Origin of the sequence: Nostoc sp. DedSLP03 (assembly GCF_034530815.1) — a bacterium.
GTDB lineage: Bacteria > Cyanobacteriota > Cyanobacteriia > Cyanobacteriales > Nostocaceae > Nostoc.
In genome coordinates this window covers 112385-128697 of sequence record NZ_JAVRCK010000013.1, presented here as the reverse complement: position 1 = coordinate 128697, position 16313 = coordinate 112385, and the positions used below count along the sequence as shown (strand labels likewise).

Sequence of the window (16313 nt, the reverse complement as noted above, 5' to 3'; positions counted from 1 at the left end):
GCACGGCGCGGTTACACCGCGCCATTGCTTGTGACAGTTGCGTAAGTCCTGTAAAACTCAAAGGTTCGACGATGAAGCTCAAAGGTTCAAAGTTCACCTTTACAAGCTCAAGTTTCATCCTCATCTCTCTCACTTTCCCCTTGTCCGCAACAAAATGCTTATTACCCTACTTTTCGTCGCTCTACTAGCTTTCTACGTCGCCTGGAATCTCGGAGCAAACGATGTTGCTAATGCGATGGGAACCTCTGTAGGTTCCAAAGCTGTCACCCTCAAACAAGCACTAATAATTGCTGGGGTTTTAGAGTTTACGGGTGCTGTGTTGTTTGGACATGAGGTAACGGAAACTCTAGCAACGAAAATTGCTAATCCCGCTTTATTCGCAGCTACACCCCAAATATTAGTTACTGGGATGGTAACGGTACTAATATCCTGTGGTGTGTGGTTGCAAATTGCTACATCACGCGGTTTACCAGTGTCATCTTCCCATGCGGTTGTTGGTGCGATCGCTGGATTTAGTTGGGTAGCTTTAGGAGTAAATGCAATTGATTGGTCATCAATTGGCTTAATTACCATTGGCTGGGTTTTAACGCCGTTAATTAGTGGTGCGATCGCTGCTTTATTTTACAGTCAAATCAAGCACTGGATTTTGGATCGACCCAATCAAGTAGTCCAGTTACAAGAATGGATTCCCTGGTTGAGTACTCTGCTGCTAGGTGTATTCGGCGTGATTGTCTTACCATCACTCACAGAACCGCTAACCAATTTTGTAATTGAGCAAGTTGGTTTTACGATCCCTGCTTACGACATCCCGCTTTTAACGGGTGCAATCGCAGCCGTTGGACTCACAATCATTAGTTGGCGACAATTGGGAGATTTGGGAGACAAGGGAGAAATACTCCCAAATCCCGTAGAAAAATTATTCGGTCGATTTCAACTACTAAGTGCTTGCTTTGTCGCCTTTGCTCATGGTTCTAATGATGTGGGAAATGCAATTGCTCCTTTAGCTGCGATCGTTTACATCAATCGTACTGGTAGCGTACCTACTAATGGTATAACTATCCCGCTTTGGATTTTAATTCTTGGTGGTGCTGGTATTGTTGGTGGTTTAGCTGTCTGGGGAAAAAAAGTCATTGCTACCATTGGCGAAAACATCATTGCCTTGCAACCCAGTAGTGGATTTTGTGCCGAACTGGCAACTGCTACCACCATACTTATTGCTTCCCGGCTAGGTTTACCAGTCTCCACTTCCCACGCTCTTGTCGGCGGTGTAGTTGGTATTGGACTAGTGCAAAATCTCAAGTCGATTAAGTTTCAAACACTAAAAGGCATTGCCGCCGCATGGCTAATTACCATCCCCGTGAGTGCTGCCCTTAGCGCTGCCATTTTCAGCATCGCCCAGATTTTATTCTTCTAAGAATTATTAATATTTTCCAAACTTTTCCTCTATTGGAATTTACTCAAAACAAAACCCAGACTGCAACAACGCCAAAAAAAGCGTGCTTTTGCAGAATTGCTGCTCATTCATTAGAATGTTGTGCAGGGGATAACGTAACTTAGAATTTCCACAGAAGGATACTTTAATCCCCGTTTAGAGATATAAACTGTCACACCAGTTACATTCCACACAAATTTACAGTTAGTTTCGCAAGTCAGACAATTTGGTGGGGATATCTAGCGACAAGTCGTCTACGCACAAGCATCTGTGAATCTTTGACAATTATTGTTGGCAGCAAAACAATAAATATTTATTTGGAGTGAGATTTCTTTAAAAGTAAAATTTCATTGGCAAATAATTTATGAAAATTAAACGGACTTCCAGGCGTGGCGATCCAATACTTTTCGGGTTTTGAGGGAAAGGGGAAAGGGAAAAGGTTTGAATTTACCTTTACCCCTTACCCATTAACCTTTCCGCCAGACCAAAAAAGAGATTGTTGGGTTTATCCGAAAAGTATTGCGTGGCGATCTAGATAGAAAATCTTTTCGGTTTGGGCAATCCCTTAGACGCTCTAGCGTCGCTAACTATGGGACTCACCAAAACGGGTGCTACCTCAACAAAATTCCAAATCTAATGGTTAAATACTTATCAATGCTGAAGAGAACACGGTGTAGTCAGCTGTGTGGCAAACTTAGATGCTTTGCTAACTTGTGTCTAGTATGACAGAATTACGTTGAAATGCGGAAGTGCTGTTAAAATTTTGAATTTATCTGACAAAATACAGGAAATTAGGATGACCGCCAATAAAGTGTACCGGAAGCAGCTTTATCGTCAAAGTGTTAGAGGTTAGAAGCTAATGGGGCGATTCGAGAAGCAACCAGAAAACCCAAGAGTCAGAGGGGAGCTATCTAGAGCAGCAGAAAATGCTCTTTGGGCTTTAGTTGAAGACTTAGAAAATCTTCAGCAGAATGTCCTCAGAGGCTTGCAGGAAGACGTAAAGCGGCTTCAGTCAGAAAAAAATCGGTTATCTGATGAGATTCAAAGCTTGGTAGAGGAAAAAGAGCATTTACAACAAGTGCGCCAAATCACCGAGCAACAAGTATTAATTCGGCAACTGGCAGAAGTTCTGGCAAAGCATATATCTTCACAACTGCAATCCTCTCTGGCAACTTTAGCTAATCAAAGCATAGAGGGCAAATCTTACGAACAAGCGGCGTTGAAGTCTGCTGAAGTGAGCAGCAATGTAGTCGGTGAAATTAATGAAAAAGTCGAACATATGTTTGACAGTCTCGATGACACCGTTACTGTTACCTTTAATTCCTTACAACAGGAGCTGAAGAACTATCAAAGTAATCTTTCCCAACAGTTGTCACGGATGTATAGCCAGCAGCAGCAAGGGGAAACGATTTTGGCGGAGTTTGTTAACCGCCTGCATGGAGAACTAGAAAAAACTATAGAAGAAACTTCACGCAAATCTGCAACAGCAGGTATACCTACTGTTTTGCAGTTTACGGAGCCACAAAAAAACAGTTCTGTTGAAACATCCCTGCCAGAGTTTGAGGAAGTAGTAAGAAATTCCCTTGAGCCAATTTCTCCGATCTCCAATCAATTTTCACCAAGGGAAACAACATTAGAACCGCCGACTGTTAGAGAAAACACCGCGAATTCAATTTCTTCTCCTAGCAAGGATGTATCGGTAAGGGAAATAACATCAGAGCCGCCGGCTGTTAAAGAAAACGTCGCAAATCCAATTTCTTCTCCTAGCAAGGATTTGTCGTCAAAAGAAACAACATTACAGCCGCCGACTGTTAAAGAAAACGTCGCCAATCCAATTTCTTCTCCCAGCAAGGATTTGTCGCCAAAAGAAACAACATTAGAGCCGCCGATTGTTAAAGAAAACGTCGCGAATCCAAGCAAGGATTCGTCGGTAAGAGAAACGCCATCAGAATCTACTGCGGCTGTAGTTCCGCCACCAAAGGATAATGCCACCGAGCCAATTTCTGTTCTTAATCAGGAATCACCGGAAGACGAAACGAAATCAGAGTCTTTGCTTACATCTGTGCTACAGCCGAGAACAATCCGACCTTCTCTGAAGATTCCTACTGAACCACTTTCTGTCCGCCGTAAGAACGTATCGCAAAGCAAAGCTGAACCCTCATCGACTACTGTGCCAGAACCGCAGGTGGAAGCAAAACCCCCACAATCGCGATCGCCTAATTCCCCTGGCTTATCGACACTCAGAATCGGTTTGTTTTTGATCGTTTTATCGGCAGTGGTATCGTCGCTTTACAACGTAGCCATCAAGGTAATTTTCCACGAAGGTTCCCAGATTTTTGGAGTATTAGAGGTAGAACAGTTGCTACCGCCGACTTTGGGCAATACTCTGTTAATTTTGACGCTACGGTTTATGGTAGTCGTACCATTAATGGTACTTTTGTCTCCGATATTGCATCCAAGATTGTGGCAAGATTTGGAAAACTTGTCTACTTCAGTCCGAGGAAATTCCACACCTGCCAATGCCGCTACCAAGCAGATTTTAGTGTTGTCAATTGTGAGTGGCTGCTTTTTGTTTTTATCTCAGGTATTAATCTATATTGCGATCGCTCAAATCACAACGGGAATGGCGATCGCCCTGTTCTTTATCTATCCAATGGTTAGCGGTCTATTCTCGTGGTTTCTGTTTCGCGATCGCCCCACTCTATTCCGCATCGCCGCGATCGCCGCGATTTGCTGCGGTGAATTGTTGGTTTTAGGAGGTTCTCCCAGCATCGGTATCGGTAATACTTCAATCGGAAGCAGCACCGCCATTCTTTCGGGTGTGGCTTTCGCTGCCTACATAATTCTGACGCGAGTCTGTGCTAGCAAACTCCATCCGGTGACTTTTACTTTAATTAACTTCACTACGATGTTGTTGTTGAGCTTTATCTGTTTGATGCTACCTTTGCCCAGCAGTTGGAACTTGGTAGTAGTTGACCCCTCGAAAATGCTGGAATTGGTTTTAAGCGCGTTTATTTTGGGCGTGCTGACCCTTGCAGGCTATTTGCTCAATAATGTTGGTATTAGTAAACTAGGTGCCTCGCGATCGGCGCTCATCGGTGGTAGCATCCCAGTTTTAACCGTGATTTTCGCTGGGTTAATCATTCAAGAAAATTTGGATATTGTGCAAATTCTAGGAGTGTTATTTGTAACCTTTGGCGCGGCTGCTTTCAGCTTTGAAACAATGCGAAATCAGGTTAAACCCTCTAGTCCCACGAATTAAATGGCGAGTTCAATCAGCTTAAGAGTGATAGGAGCTACTTTACTCCCCATCACTCTCAGCATCAATCTTGACGCTAATGCACTCACTTGTAACTTCAAGATCCCCGACTTCTCAAAGAAGTTGGGGATTTAAGTTTTTACGAATAATTTTAGAATGCTGTATAGGTGCAGATATAGCAGTTGCCAAGTAGATTAGTAGGACTTACGCATCGTACATAAGTACTAAACACAATTTGGGTATTTTAGCCATGTTTTGCATCCAGCGATGTCTACGACGGGCTACGCCTACGCAAATGTCGGAATAAATCAGGGTTATCTGAAACCTCTGAAAAGACTAAATACCGTAATACACGTTTTGGTTGATTTGTATAGTGCGTAAGTCCTAATTAGGACATAATGACAAGCGTAAATTTCAAGAATAGCAAGGTTTTTACCTCCAGCATGGTTGTTGAGTGTAGCGATGCACTGAGCTTGTCGAAGTGTCGAAACACTGCCTCCTGCAAAGCTGCCTCTTGCTATAACACTTAATAGATCGGTAAGCAGTATTCATAATAAATCGACTTGTAATATATTTTTAGGAATTTAGCCTGATACAGGTAGGGAAAACACGTATATGTAAGCAATATGAGTAGTACTGACTCCAGCAATTGAGCACAAGTACTTGCTCTAAGAGAAGATTCGCAAGGAGTTAAGACTATTGCAGCATATTTTGGAACTAAGAGATGGAGAAGTCGCAGAAATGCTTAAAGTACCCCGTTTTTTCAAGCCAAACGTACTTAGTTAATATTAGGCGGTCGACCTACCTGTTTTTTCAGTATAGGAGGCAAAGTAAGTGGGCAAGAATAGACTGACTTATGTTAAGCAATGTAAATTACATGAAATTGGCTTGTAGTGAGAGCAAAATCCTTATTATTCCGTTTTATTCGTCCTTAATGAGGAAGCCTCCCAGACTGCACTAAGTCACTACAAATCTTTAATTATTCACACCCACTTACTAATTGTGTTTTGTAAGATGGTATCTTTATTCATGTCATTTTATACAAGTCAACTTAATCTGCGTAGGCGTAGCCCACCGTAGGTATCGCCAAGACATCCAGAAAAAGAAGCTTTTTTCGTAGCCTACTACGGATTCTCACTCTTTGATAGCAACAAACTATCTACGTAATTTAAGTCTCTGAAATATATAAAATAGCGAGGTCAAACATACTTGAAAGTAGCCAATAAATTAGTTAAATCATCAAAATTTAAAATTCTTTCATGAAATAAATATAAATTTATGGCAAAAAAAGCTCTAAACAATCATCGGATGGAACCCAAGATGTTTTATTATATGTATAGCTATTAACTAATCTTTCGGTTATTAGCACGAGCAGCAAAGCCTTATATCTACGCGATTTAGTCGGAAGTAATCGCGGCTTTTTGTGTCCAATCATCATATATAAAATAATAAATAAAAGTGGCATTTAGGATAGATAGAAAATATCATCAAACCTTGATTTAAGCAGAATATAAAATATTTAAATAGTCATCATTTATAAACTTTAAAATGCACAATTTTATTTCCAAACCAAAAAATAGTGATATGATGAGGAACAATATTTGAAAAACAACAGGTATTTGAAATTGGAATTATTTGCTCTACTTGATGTCTACTATCTTTCCTCAAGCCAATGGCTGATATTGCCGAGACATCACTGGAGGTTGTGAACAAAATGATAGTTTACAACGGGCTGTATAGCTCAACCTCTAAATGTGGCTACACCTGGTAAGCAATTTGTTTTGAGACAATTCCCAATTATTTATAGTCAACTGGGTACTACAAATAATTCGCCAAAGTTGCAAAAAAGCATCTTTTTCTAGTAACAGATATGCCAGATTAACTACGCAAACTAGTTTTTATTCTAAGTCGGCATAGCGCCATCATTAGGTGTAAGCAGCTTGACGTTGTTGGTCTTGAAAGATGAAAAAAACCAGAAAACTGAAAGGCTTTGGAGATTAATTGCAGCATAGTTGATTATTGGGACATAAACCACCGTTAAGCTAGATTTGGTGGTGTCTCTAATTTCCCGGTTAAATGCTTCAGACAGTTATAGTGAGAACTACCAACTCTGCTTTTTAACCAGGAGATATGCGAAAATGGTAGTTTGCGCTACCACCGATATCATCGTTATCGCATACTAATATAGTTTGAAGTAAAGACAGCTTTCAGCTAGGTGTATACTACCTATTTTCACTCGATTAAAATTGTGTAAACGTGCTATTCAATTGTCTGTAATATGAGTAACGACATAGATCTGATCAAACGTCTTGACCCCAGTGCGATGGATCAGATCATGCTTTATCTGGCTTTTAGTGCCATGCGGACGAGTGGGCACAGGCATGGGGCATTTTTAGACGCAGCCGCAACAGCAGCAAAGTGTGCAATTTACATGACCTATCTAGAGCAGGGACAAAACCTGCGCATGACAGGGCATTTGCATCACTTGGAGCCAAAACGAGTAAAAATTATTGTAGAAGAAGTCAGGCAGGCACTAACAGAAGGCAAACTGTTAAAAATGCTGGGTTCTCAAGAACCTCGCTATTTAATTCAATTGCCTTATGTCTGGCTAGAAAAATATCCTTGGCAACCGGGGCGATCGCGCGTTCCTGGTACTAATCTGACAAGTGAAGAAAAAAGACAAATTGAGCAGAAACTGCCTAGTAATTTACCTGATGCTCAGTTAGTTAGCTCCTTTGAGTTTCTGGATTTGATCGAGTTTTTACACAAGCGATCGCAAGAAGACTTGCCACCAGAACACCAAATGCCTTTGAGTGAAGCTTTGGGTGAGCATATTAAGCGCCGTCTGCTTTACTCAGGAACGGTAACACGAATTGATTCTCCTTGGGGAATGCCCTTCTATGCGCTTACCCGTCTTTCTTATACCCCAACAGACGATGAAGAACGTACACACATCACCGTGGAAGATACTGCTCGGTATTTCCGCATGATGAAAAATTGGGCAGAACGGCGACGAAATGCCATGCGCTTGCTGGAAGAACTTGATATCCTCCCAGAAAAAATGGAGCAGGCTATGGAAGAATTGGATGAAGTTATCCGTGCCTGGGCAGACAAATATCATCAAGACGGTGGTATTGCAGTGGTTTTACAGACAGCTTTTGGTGAAAGAGAAGACTAGTACAACTAACTGTACAAACTGTGCAAAATCCTAAATTCCCAAAGCTGAAAAACTGACGTGAGTTCAACTAACCTCTCTCCAACTCCTCTTTGCGTTGGAGAGGAGAATTATAATGTTTTTCATTTATTTGAATGAAATGCTTACCTGGTCAGCGGACACTTTGGGAACAGTGGTAGATATCGTATGCCCACAAGTGGCAGAAGTGCAACCGAAGTTTGTCCTAGCTAATAGAACGTTTGACGAAAGTTGTATTAGTGTACAATCCGCCTGAAAGTTGGCACGATCTTTTTGTAGTCTGGATAATACCAGGTGTTGACATCATCGAGAAGAGCAAAAGGACAGCTTTTTTGGGCGAGGTGGAGAAACTTCTCCAACCTTTTGACGATCTTATAAAGACCAAAGTAAGAAATATAGTAACTATTATTGCTTCAATTCCAGCTTGTTCCGATTTGGAACTAGTGCGACAAAGCGAAGGCTGGGTTTCGCTGTTGCTCAACCCAACCTACAAATTAAAATCGGATAATTTATTTTTTGGTAGTCCCTGAATCAGGTTGGCAAATAGCCACTCTAAATTCAACCTGTATATCAATTACACAAAGCACTGTAATCTAATTAGTGCCCGGTTGAGTTGGAATAACTGGTTGAGTTGGAATAACTGGTTGAGTTGGAACAATCGGTTGGGTTGGAACAACCGGTTGAGTTGGAAATGGGGTAGTTTCTAAACTTGGACTTGAACCCGCAGGAATTATTGTTGGCGGTGTAGACGAAGATGAAGCACCGATAACACTATCATCAGCACTGATGCAAGTATCTAGCGCTTGAGTAGCGGGAAAGTCGACTTGACTACGCAAGCCAACCACACACTGACCAAAGCGCACGGGTAACAAACTGCGTCCACAATAATCTAAAACTGTCGGATTAGCTTCTTCCTTAGTACTTAAGCTAACACCAACTACACAGGTTGCTAACTCTTCAGGACGCCGAGCCTTCCCACAAGAAAAAAGCGCATCCGTTGCAGCAATTTGGGTTTCCTTATCAATTTTCACCACGCAAGCAGCCAAATCTCTTGGACGCAATGCTGCTGCACAACCTGCTGATGCCGCTTCTGCCTTTACACCCACACTCAGGAGGCGACCCGCACAGACACTATAATCATTTCTGTAAGAGGCAGCGACAGCCACATTAGGCAAGATTGTTAAACATCCAGCTATAGCCAAAACTGGTAATGTTAAAATCCTGGAGGTGGAACTGCCTTGTTTGTTCTTAACTCTGCTAACCACTTTTTTGCTCATTGACATTGCCATTCTCCAAACACCCAAAGTTATGCTAACTCAAATATCTTAAAAATCCTCTGTAATCCAAGAATTTCAAAGGTAGTAAAGTATAGACATAATTAATTATGTCGGAAATTGTGTTAATATAGCTGTTTGAAAGATAAGTAGGCAACGTAAAAAGTATTTCAGAGTAAGAATACTGCGTAAACCAATCTGATGATTGAGTAGCCTACGAAACTAAATAAACACAAAAAACTTATTGGCAGGAGTACGGCGTGACAGGTCGGAATTCAGGCTTGGAGGCTAGTTTGTCGGGTTTACCGATTAAAAGCAACTGGCGCAAAAATCGATGCGTCTACCTTGGTGAGATACGTCTTACCTCGGTAAGCAGCTTCAAAAAACCAAGAATCCCCTGATTAAAAATTAGGGGAATGTCAAAATTGAATGTTTCGGTAAAGTTTAAACAGGATTAGATTAAGGAAACTCATGTCCCGATATAGAGGGCCCCGCCTCAGAATTGTCCGCCGCTTGGGCGACCTACCAGGATTAACTCGTAAAAGTGCCAGACGCGCTTACCCACCTGGGCAGCATGGCCAGAATCGCAAGAAGCGCTCTGAATATGCTATCCGTCTAGAGGAAAAACAAAAGCTCCGCTTCAACTACGGTTTGACTGAAAAGCAATTGCTCCGCTATGTGCGCAAAGCCAGACGTGTTACTGGTTCTACCGGACAAGTGCTGCTGCAATTGCTAGAGATGCGCTTGGATAATACGGTTTTCCGCTTAGGTATAGCTCCGACTATCCCAGCCGCTCGTCAACTGGTAAATCACGGTCACGTAACTGTTAACGGTCGTGTGGTGAATATTGCCAGCTACCAATGCCGTCCTGGTGAAGAAATTGCAGTCAGGGATCGGGCACAATCCCGGAAGTTGGTGGAAGCGAACTTGCAATATCCCGGTTTGGCTAACCTCCCCAGTCATTTGGAATTTGACAAAAATAAATTGGTTGGTAAAGTCAACAGCGTTATTGAGCGCGAATGGGTGGCACTACAAGTTAATGAACTACTTGTGGTGGAATACTACTCACGACAAGCTTAATAATCATTCGTCCTTAGTCATTTGTCCTTGGTTATTTGCAAAGGACAAATGACCAATGACTATCCGCCAATTTGCGACATGGTGCGGGTATATGCACCTAAAATACCAGAATCGCGCCCTTTAAAGTTAATTTCTGGTTTTATTCCGAGTAAATGTCTTACCTGCTCTTGTAATTGAGTGGTGCTGACACCAGAACGCAGGGCAGTTTTTAAATCTATTTGACCAGTTTCATTCAATAAACAGGGACGCAGCCAGCCATCGGCACTTAGGCGCATCCGATTACAACGATCGCAAAAACATTCTGACATCTGACTAATAAATCCTAGTGTCCCCTTCGCATTGGGAATTTGAAAGACATCAGCAGGGCCAGCACCACGAACTTGTGATTCTGTCAAGCCCCAGCGATCGCGAATACGTTCTCGTAAATCGGCTGAAGATACCCAACCGCGATCGCCAAACAAATGCACATTACCAATGGGCATAAATTCAATAAATCGAACGTGCCACTGTTTATCAATTGTCATGGCGGCTAAATCGAGAACTTCGTGGTCATTAACCCCAGGAATCACCACCACATTCAGCTTCAGGGGGTCGAATCCGACTTGATGAGCAGCTTGAATCCCCTGCCAAACTTGTTGCCAACGAGAACGCCCCTGATTACCGATAATTTGGTCAAAAATATCGGGATCGAGAGAGTCAAGACTAATATTAATTCGTCGCAGACCAGCATTGTAAAGGTTTTGTGCCATCGGAGCCAGCAAAAAACCGTTGGTGGTCATTGAGAGGTCTTGAGTTTGGGGTAAAGTTGCGATCGCACCGACCAAATCCACCACCCGCGGACGCAATAAGGGTTCCCCCCCAGTCAAACGAAATCGGGTAAACCCTACTGGAATAAATACCTCTTGAATTAAGGTGAGTAGTTCTTCATCAGTCAATAACTGTTGCTTGAGAATATAGTCCAGTTCTACTCCCTCTGGCATACAGTACTGACAACGAAAATTGCAGCGATCGATTAAGCTAATGCGGAGGTAGTCTACCTGGTTCATCGTTTTATTTTTATTCTCTCTGATTAATTAAAGACTTTACAAAGGTGGTTTAGGGACTTCCAAGAAATAAATTATCCAATTTCACGCCCATCAAAACGACTTTCTCTCCCCCTGCTTTCTGCCCCCTGCCCTAAAAGCGATGAGATATTTTTTTATTTGGAAGTCCCTTACCCCTTCCTACTATCTTTGTTGTAACTCAAAATACCGTACTCCCCCTTAAGTGAGAGTCCACAGATTGTGGCATAATAAGCCGATCGCATCCACTAGTTAATCATCAATCGTGCAAGACACCGACTCCATCAACGACCTTGCTGCTGCCTTACAACAACCAGCCGATATCAGCTTTGAACTGCCCGATCCAGAAGATGAACAGATTCTAGAGTCAGATTTTCAACAGCAGCTAGAAGTAGCTTGGCAGGTATGCGATCGCTTTGATTTGCAAACTGAAATCTGGCGGGGGCGAATTTTACGGGCGATCCGCGACAGAGAAAAAGTAGGTGGTGACGGACGCGGTACTGGCTTTTTGCGATGGCTAAAAGAGCGAGAAATCAGCAAAAGTCAAGCATACTCCTGGATACAATTGGCGAATAGTGCCGATACTCTGATTGAAGACGGTAAACTTGACCCCGGATCTGTGAATAACTTCAGTAAACGGGCATTTGTCGAAACCTCCAAAGCAGTCCCAGAAGTGCAACAGATGGTGAGTGAAGCTGCTCAAAAAGGCGATCGCATCACTAGGCGGGAAGTGCGTCAACTCAATGATGAATGGACAGCCATGTCCTCAGATTTATTACCCGAAGCAGTTAAAGAAAAAGCCGCAGATAATACCCTTCCCCCGCGCTACATTGCCCCTCTGGTAAAGGAAATGGAAAAACTGCCAGAATCGCATCAAAAGTTTATCCAGAAGGAAATAGCTGCTAATCCTGATGTGGATACCCTGAAACAGGTAACTAGCGAAGCGCGTAACTTGGCGAAATATCTCAAAGGTGCGGCTCAAGTTCAGGCGTTAACGCAGGAAAATGTTGATATTGAAACAGCTTTAGAAGAAGCGCAAAGGGTCGGCTGTTTGAGCATTGCTGCTGATTTGGTAAATCAAGCATCGCAGATTGAACAAACGATCGCTAAATTGTACATGACTTGGAAACGGATCGGTAATTTAGCAGATCGATTATATGTAGATACTGGTGCAAGTACACCCAACTTGCGATCGCTCCTCACTTGCTTGGAACCTCTGGGTGGTGAAATCATGGAATTGCAACTTAGTGGTGCGACTGAACACACTGTTCGTTTGCAAATTCAAGAGACAAATTAGGGAGTAGGCAATATCGCATTTGTTATTTCGGCGAACGCATTTGCTATTTCGGCGAACGCATTTGTTATTTCGGCGTACTCATTTGTTATTTTGGCGAACGCATTTGTTATTTTGGCGAACGCATTTGTTATTTCGGCCTACCCATTTGCTATATCGACGATCGCATTTGTTATTTCGGCGAACTCATTTGTTATTTCGGCGAACGCATTTGTTATTTCGGCGTACTCATTTGCTATATCGGCGATCGCATTTGTTATTGATCATTGAATATGTAAGCTAGAGAGTCGTTAAAGACAGTCTTAGCTGCCTCAAAGCTGATACTGTGCTTGTTGAGATTCAAACTAGCTTTTTGGTTATCCCACTCAAATTTTAAATTCATCCCCTGATATCAGGCTACTCTACTTGCAATGAAATCCTAATTTGTGGAAGGCAGAGCGATCGCAACAAGAGCAGCAATTGCGTAGGTGTAGCCAGCCGTAGGCATCACGCATGACTGAAAAGTTACGAAATATCGCCATATCTCGAATTTTAATGAGCAGGGCAAGATGTATTGGTGAGCGATGAATTATGGGGTGATTGTGTGGGTACTTGAGCAACCAGAACTACGTTCCCATTGGCATCAATTACCCAACCTTGGGCTTCTACAATTTGAGTAGGTTCATTGACAAAATTAACTTTCTGTAATTTTTTTTCTGTGTTTCTCTGCGCCTGAACAACGGCTCTTTTATGAATACCGCCAGCACGATTCTGACTCTCTGGAGGGAGCGCGATCCAATCTGCTAGTACAGCATCATCAGCTATCAATGGCTCCGTGGGATCGGCTACTACTCCTCCACGTCCAGTGGTAATAAATGAACTTCTTGCTATTTTTCCACCAGTACTACAACTAGCAACAATTTGCCGCGAAGCATCAACCAGATTTACGGGCAATTCCACTAATCCTTTACTGGGGTCAGCATCTGGTGAGTTGATTTGTACAGTGCCATTTAATGAAGGGTTTTGCTGAGAAAATGCCGTGATGTCATTTGTTGGCAGGTTACTTGGCTGTAGTTGCTCTGGATCTTCAGTGTTTAACAGTTTCACTAAGTCTGTACGAGTGCGTGGCACAAACCCAAAGATACTTTTAGCGTTGATTGTAACTTTACCACCAGAGCCAGAGTTGGCGTTGGCAGTGATATCGCTATTTTCTAAGGGAGCGGCAACAAGGAAGCCATTTGGTGCTTTGATGGTAATATTACCGCCATCTCCATCACCTCCGGCATTAGTGGATATTTGACTATTGCGGTGCATCAGTAATAAATCCCGCACCTGTAGCGCAATGTTACCGCCCTTACCTAACTCACTATTAGATGTGAGTTTTCCTTTATCCAGCAGGATAGAGCGAGCGTTTATATTGAGTTCGCCTGCTTGACCTAAATTGGATACACTCCCTTGAGAGTTGAAATCGTTTTCAGCTTCACTGCTCACAGTTATTGCAGCTCCATCCCGGACAATCAATTGCTTTGTAGTTACTATTAAGTTGCCGCCATCTCCAGACCCTTTAGTTCCAGCAAACAACCTACTGAGCTTAGAACCATTTGGTGAAGTTCCACTTACTTCTACCAATTCAGAGGCGTTCACTGTCAAATTTCCTGCATATCCTGTGGCTGGTATAAATTGATTTGACTTAATAAATAGTATTGCTGAAGACTCTGCTGATACCCCTGCTCCCCCCTGGATACGCAACATTTTGGTATTTATAGTTATATCACCAGCATTTTTCTCACCAGCGCTAAACAATCCGCTGGGTAGTAAATCAGTACCATCTGGCAATGGCGTGATAGTGCCGCCGATCAGTTCCACCGAATCTGAGGCATTTACGATTAATTGACTCGGTAAACCCGAACCACGATTATACATTAATACTTGTGCTCCACCCCTGACAATCAACTTCGCGGTAGCGATCTGTATGTTTCCAGCGTTTCCAGTTGAGTCTGAGTCAGTCCCACTTGACAATATTGCACTACCGTCAAGTTCTAGAGACTCGGCGGCAGTCACTATCAAATTCCCTCCTTGTTGCGATCCTAAAGTGTTAGCAGAAATCTGTGAGCCGCCATTAAGCAGTACGCGCCTGCCTTGTATTTGGATATTACCGCCACCATCGCCACTACTATCTACAATAGATTGATATGTGTTAGAACCATCAGTTCGCTGGATGAATTGAATATTCTGGAAATTCTGAACACCTTTATACCCTAAACTCCAGCCTTGGTTTGTAGGATTCAGACTGACCAGACTATTGCCAGCGACACTTCCTAGCTCAATTCGTCCCGACTCTGCTGTTAAATTTCCTCCATCCAGGGTGATATCATTACCTACAAGTGCCAAGGTTTTGCCTTGCTGCACCTGTAGACCAACAGGCGTTTTTAAGAAGGAACTGGTTACGCCACCTGGACTTGCTTGGGATTGATTGTGGATCGTTCCTGGTGTAGCTCCAAATTGTAAGCCAACGGGAACACTGACCGTCAGAAGGGGTGTGGTTTGGGGATCTGTAGCGCTAAAGTTAGTACCATCAGCAAAATTCAGACTACTTGCTGTACTTGCCACGAATGAACCGCGAATGTTTAAAGAAGCATTGGGGCCAAAAATAATCCCGTTGGGATTAATTAGAAAGAGGTTGGCATTACCGTTAGCTCGAAGTGTACCATCAATATTAGAAATAGACTTGCCTGTTATCCGAGCAATGACGTTATCAATATTTGCCGCATTGTTAAAGTAAGCTGTACTGCCAGTGAGAACAGAAAACTGTTCAAAGCTGTGGAACAAGTTTGTACCATGAGTTGCCCCACCATCAATTTGGTCAGTAGGCTTACCATTGATTAGCGTGGGTGTAACAACTGAATTTTCCGATCCCAAAGTGTCATCTCTGACAATCTGAGCCAAAGCATAACTCTCAGAGAAGGTGAGCGCTCCAGTAATTCCTAAAGCACTCACTAATCCTAACTTCCAGTACCAAATAGTTCGGCTTTGAGCCATTATATAATTTGCACCAAAAAACAATAGTTTAGTGAATTACTGCTCATTACTAATTATGATAATGAAACTGTGAGATGATCTATTCAGCCTAACTTTGTGAGTATAAAAATCGGTATTTTCATATTCAATTAAATGGAGGCTTTTAGCTGCTCTATGAAAACCACATCCTTTAGCAGTAGCAGCCTTTAATACTTTGGTTTGTAGGGCAAGGGATACACAATAATTTATTCACTAGCACTAATTCCTCTCTTAGTTCTCCTGTAATCTCTGGCAAAATTTTCTTGACTTGCTCATTATCAACAGCATCAGCATGTTGAATTTTATTTTTATCTATACTGCACTGAAACTTAATTTTAAGAATTTTATTTCCTGATATAGAATACTTTTCGAGTACCTTGTGGAAGTTAGAATTCTCCAGTATCTCACTTATTTCTTGCTGAATTTCGTCTTGTATCTGCTGTAATGTTTCAGCATCTATAACTGTTTGAGATTCCATGAATTTTGCTCTCCTTGCAGACTGGTAAATGTGTAAATTTATTTTGTAATGTACTAAATTAACGTGAGTTTGATTAGTACAGTTTGGCAACTAAGAAATCAATAATACAAAGTCTAGAGTGCTACGAAAGCATTAGGTTTCTAACGCTCTTGTGAACTCCGATAGTTATGAATTCAACTTGACTAGTTATAATTACGCCTTGTGTT

At 42.3% G+C, this 16313-nt stretch carries 11 protein-coding genes; 6 read left to right on the top strand and 5 right to left on the bottom strand.

The genetic code is table 11. The annotated features are described in order from the left end of the window. Positions 1-154: 154 nt before the first annotated feature. From RM368_RS09055 to RM368_RS09040, 4 genes are all read left to right on the top strand, one after another. Complete coding sequence (locus RM368_RS09055; RefSeq protein ID WP_322693772.1) at positions 155-1414, top strand: inorganic phosphate transporter; 1260 nt, start codon at positions 155-157, stop codon at positions 1412-1414. Positions 1415-2291: 877 nt separating this feature from the next. Further along, the gene (locus tag RM368_RS09050; RefSeq protein WP_322693771.1) at positions 2292-4694 is read left to right on the top strand and encodes an EamA family transporter; all 2403 of its coding nucleotides are present in this window, start codon (positions 2292-2294) and stop codon (positions 4692-4694) included. Positions 4695-6969: 2275 nt separating this feature from the next. Next, a complete protein-coding gene (hetR, locus tag RM368_RS09045; protein WP_322693770.1) occupies positions 6970-7869 on the top strand; it encodes a heterocyst differentiation master regulator HetR in 900 nt (299 codons plus the stop codon). A 254-nt stretch (positions 7870-8123) separates the two neighbouring features. After that, complete coding sequence (locus RM368_RS09040; protein WP_322693769.1) at positions 8124-8414, top strand: hypothetical protein; 291 nt, start codon at positions 8124-8126, stop codon at positions 8412-8414. A 63-nt stretch (positions 8415-8477) separates the two neighbouring features. On the opposite strand, the gene RM368_RS09035 is transcribed toward RM368_RS09040, so the two are convergent. After that, positions 8478-9167 carry a hypothetical protein gene (locus RM368_RS09035; RefSeq protein WP_416212224.1) on the bottom strand — a complete coding sequence of 230 codons (690 nt, stop codon included), beginning with the start codon at positions 9165-9167 and terminating at the stop codon, positions 8478-8480. 462 nt (positions 9168-9629) lie between these two features. Between RM368_RS09035 and rpsD the strand changes: the two genes are divergently transcribed. Beyond that, entirely contained in the window at positions 9630-10238 is a 609-nt protein-coding gene (rpsD, locus tag RM368_RS09030; protein WP_322693768.1) for a 30S ribosomal protein S4, read from the top strand. A gap of 59 nt (positions 10239-10297) precedes the next feature. On the opposite strand, the gene moaA is transcribed toward rpsD, so the two are convergent. Then, entirely contained in the window at positions 10298-11284 is a 987-nt protein-coding gene (gene moaA / locus RM368_RS09025) for a GTP 3',8-cyclase MoaA (RefSeq protein ID WP_322693767.1), read from the bottom strand. 280 nt (positions 11285-11564) lie between these two features. Between moaA and RM368_RS09020 the strand changes: the two genes are divergently transcribed. Next, complete coding sequence (locus RM368_RS09020) at positions 11565-12596, top strand: hypothetical protein (RefSeq protein ID WP_322674727.1); 1032 nt, start codon at positions 11565-11567, stop codon at positions 12594-12596. Positions 12597-12849: 253 nt separating this feature from the next. Here the strand turns inward: RM368_RS09020 and RM368_RS09015 are convergent, their stop codons facing one another. From RM368_RS09015 to RM368_RS09005, 3 genes are all read right to left on the bottom strand, one after another. Beyond that, on the bottom strand, positions 12850-12975 hold the full coding sequence (locus RM368_RS09015) for a BrnT family toxin (protein WP_322693766.1): 126 nt from the start codon (positions 12973-12975) through the stop codon (positions 12850-12852). A 149-nt stretch (positions 12976-13124) separates the two neighbouring features. Continuing rightward, complete coding sequence (locus RM368_RS09010) at positions 13125-15611, bottom strand: filamentous hemagglutinin N-terminal domain-containing protein (RefSeq protein ID WP_322693765.1); 2487 nt, start codon at positions 15609-15611, stop codon at positions 13125-13127. A 169-nt stretch (positions 15612-15780) separates the two neighbouring features. Then, on the bottom strand, positions 15781-16107 hold the full coding sequence (locus tag RM368_RS09005; RefSeq protein ID WP_322693764.1) for a hypothetical protein: 327 nt from the start codon (positions 16105-16107) through the stop codon (positions 15781-15783). Positions 16108-16313 lie beyond the last annotated feature (206 nt).

Excerpts from the sequence above, each read along its gene's own strand:
- RM368_RS09015 (WP_322693766.1), bottom strand. The coding sequence starts at position 12,975 with ATGAATTTAAAATTTGAGTGGGATAACCAAAAAGCTAGTTTGAATCTC.
- rpsD (WP_322693768.1), top strand. The coding sequence starts at position 9,630 with ATGTCCCGATATAGAGGGCCCCGCCTCAGAATTGTCCGCCGCTTGGGC.
- RM368_RS09010 (WP_322693765.1), bottom strand. The coding sequence starts at position 15,611 with ATGGCTCAAAGCCGAACTATTTGGTACTGGAAGTTAGGATTAGTGAGT.
- RM368_RS09055 (WP_322693772.1), top strand. The coding sequence starts at position 155 with ATGCTTATTACCCTACTTTTCGTCGCTCTACTAGCTTTCTACGTCGCC.
- RM368_RS09005 (WP_322693764.1), bottom strand. The coding sequence starts at position 16,107 with ATGGAATCTCAAACAGTTATAGATGCTGAAACATTACAGCAGATACAA.
- hetR (WP_322693770.1), top strand. The coding sequence starts at position 6,970 with ATGAGTAACGACATAGATCTGATCAAACGTCTTGACCCCAGTGCGATG.
- moaA (WP_322693767.1), bottom strand. The coding sequence starts at position 11,284 with ATGAACCAGGTAGACTACCTCCGCATTAGCTTAATCGATCGCTGCAAT.
- RM368_RS09050 (WP_322693771.1), top strand. The coding sequence starts at position 2,292 with ATGGGGCGATTCGAGAAGCAACCAGAAAACCCAAGAGTCAGAGGGGAG.
- RM368_RS09035 (WP_416212224.1), bottom strand. The coding sequence starts at position 9,167 with ATGTCAATGAGCAAAAAAGTGGTTAGCAGAGTTAAGAACAAACAAGGC.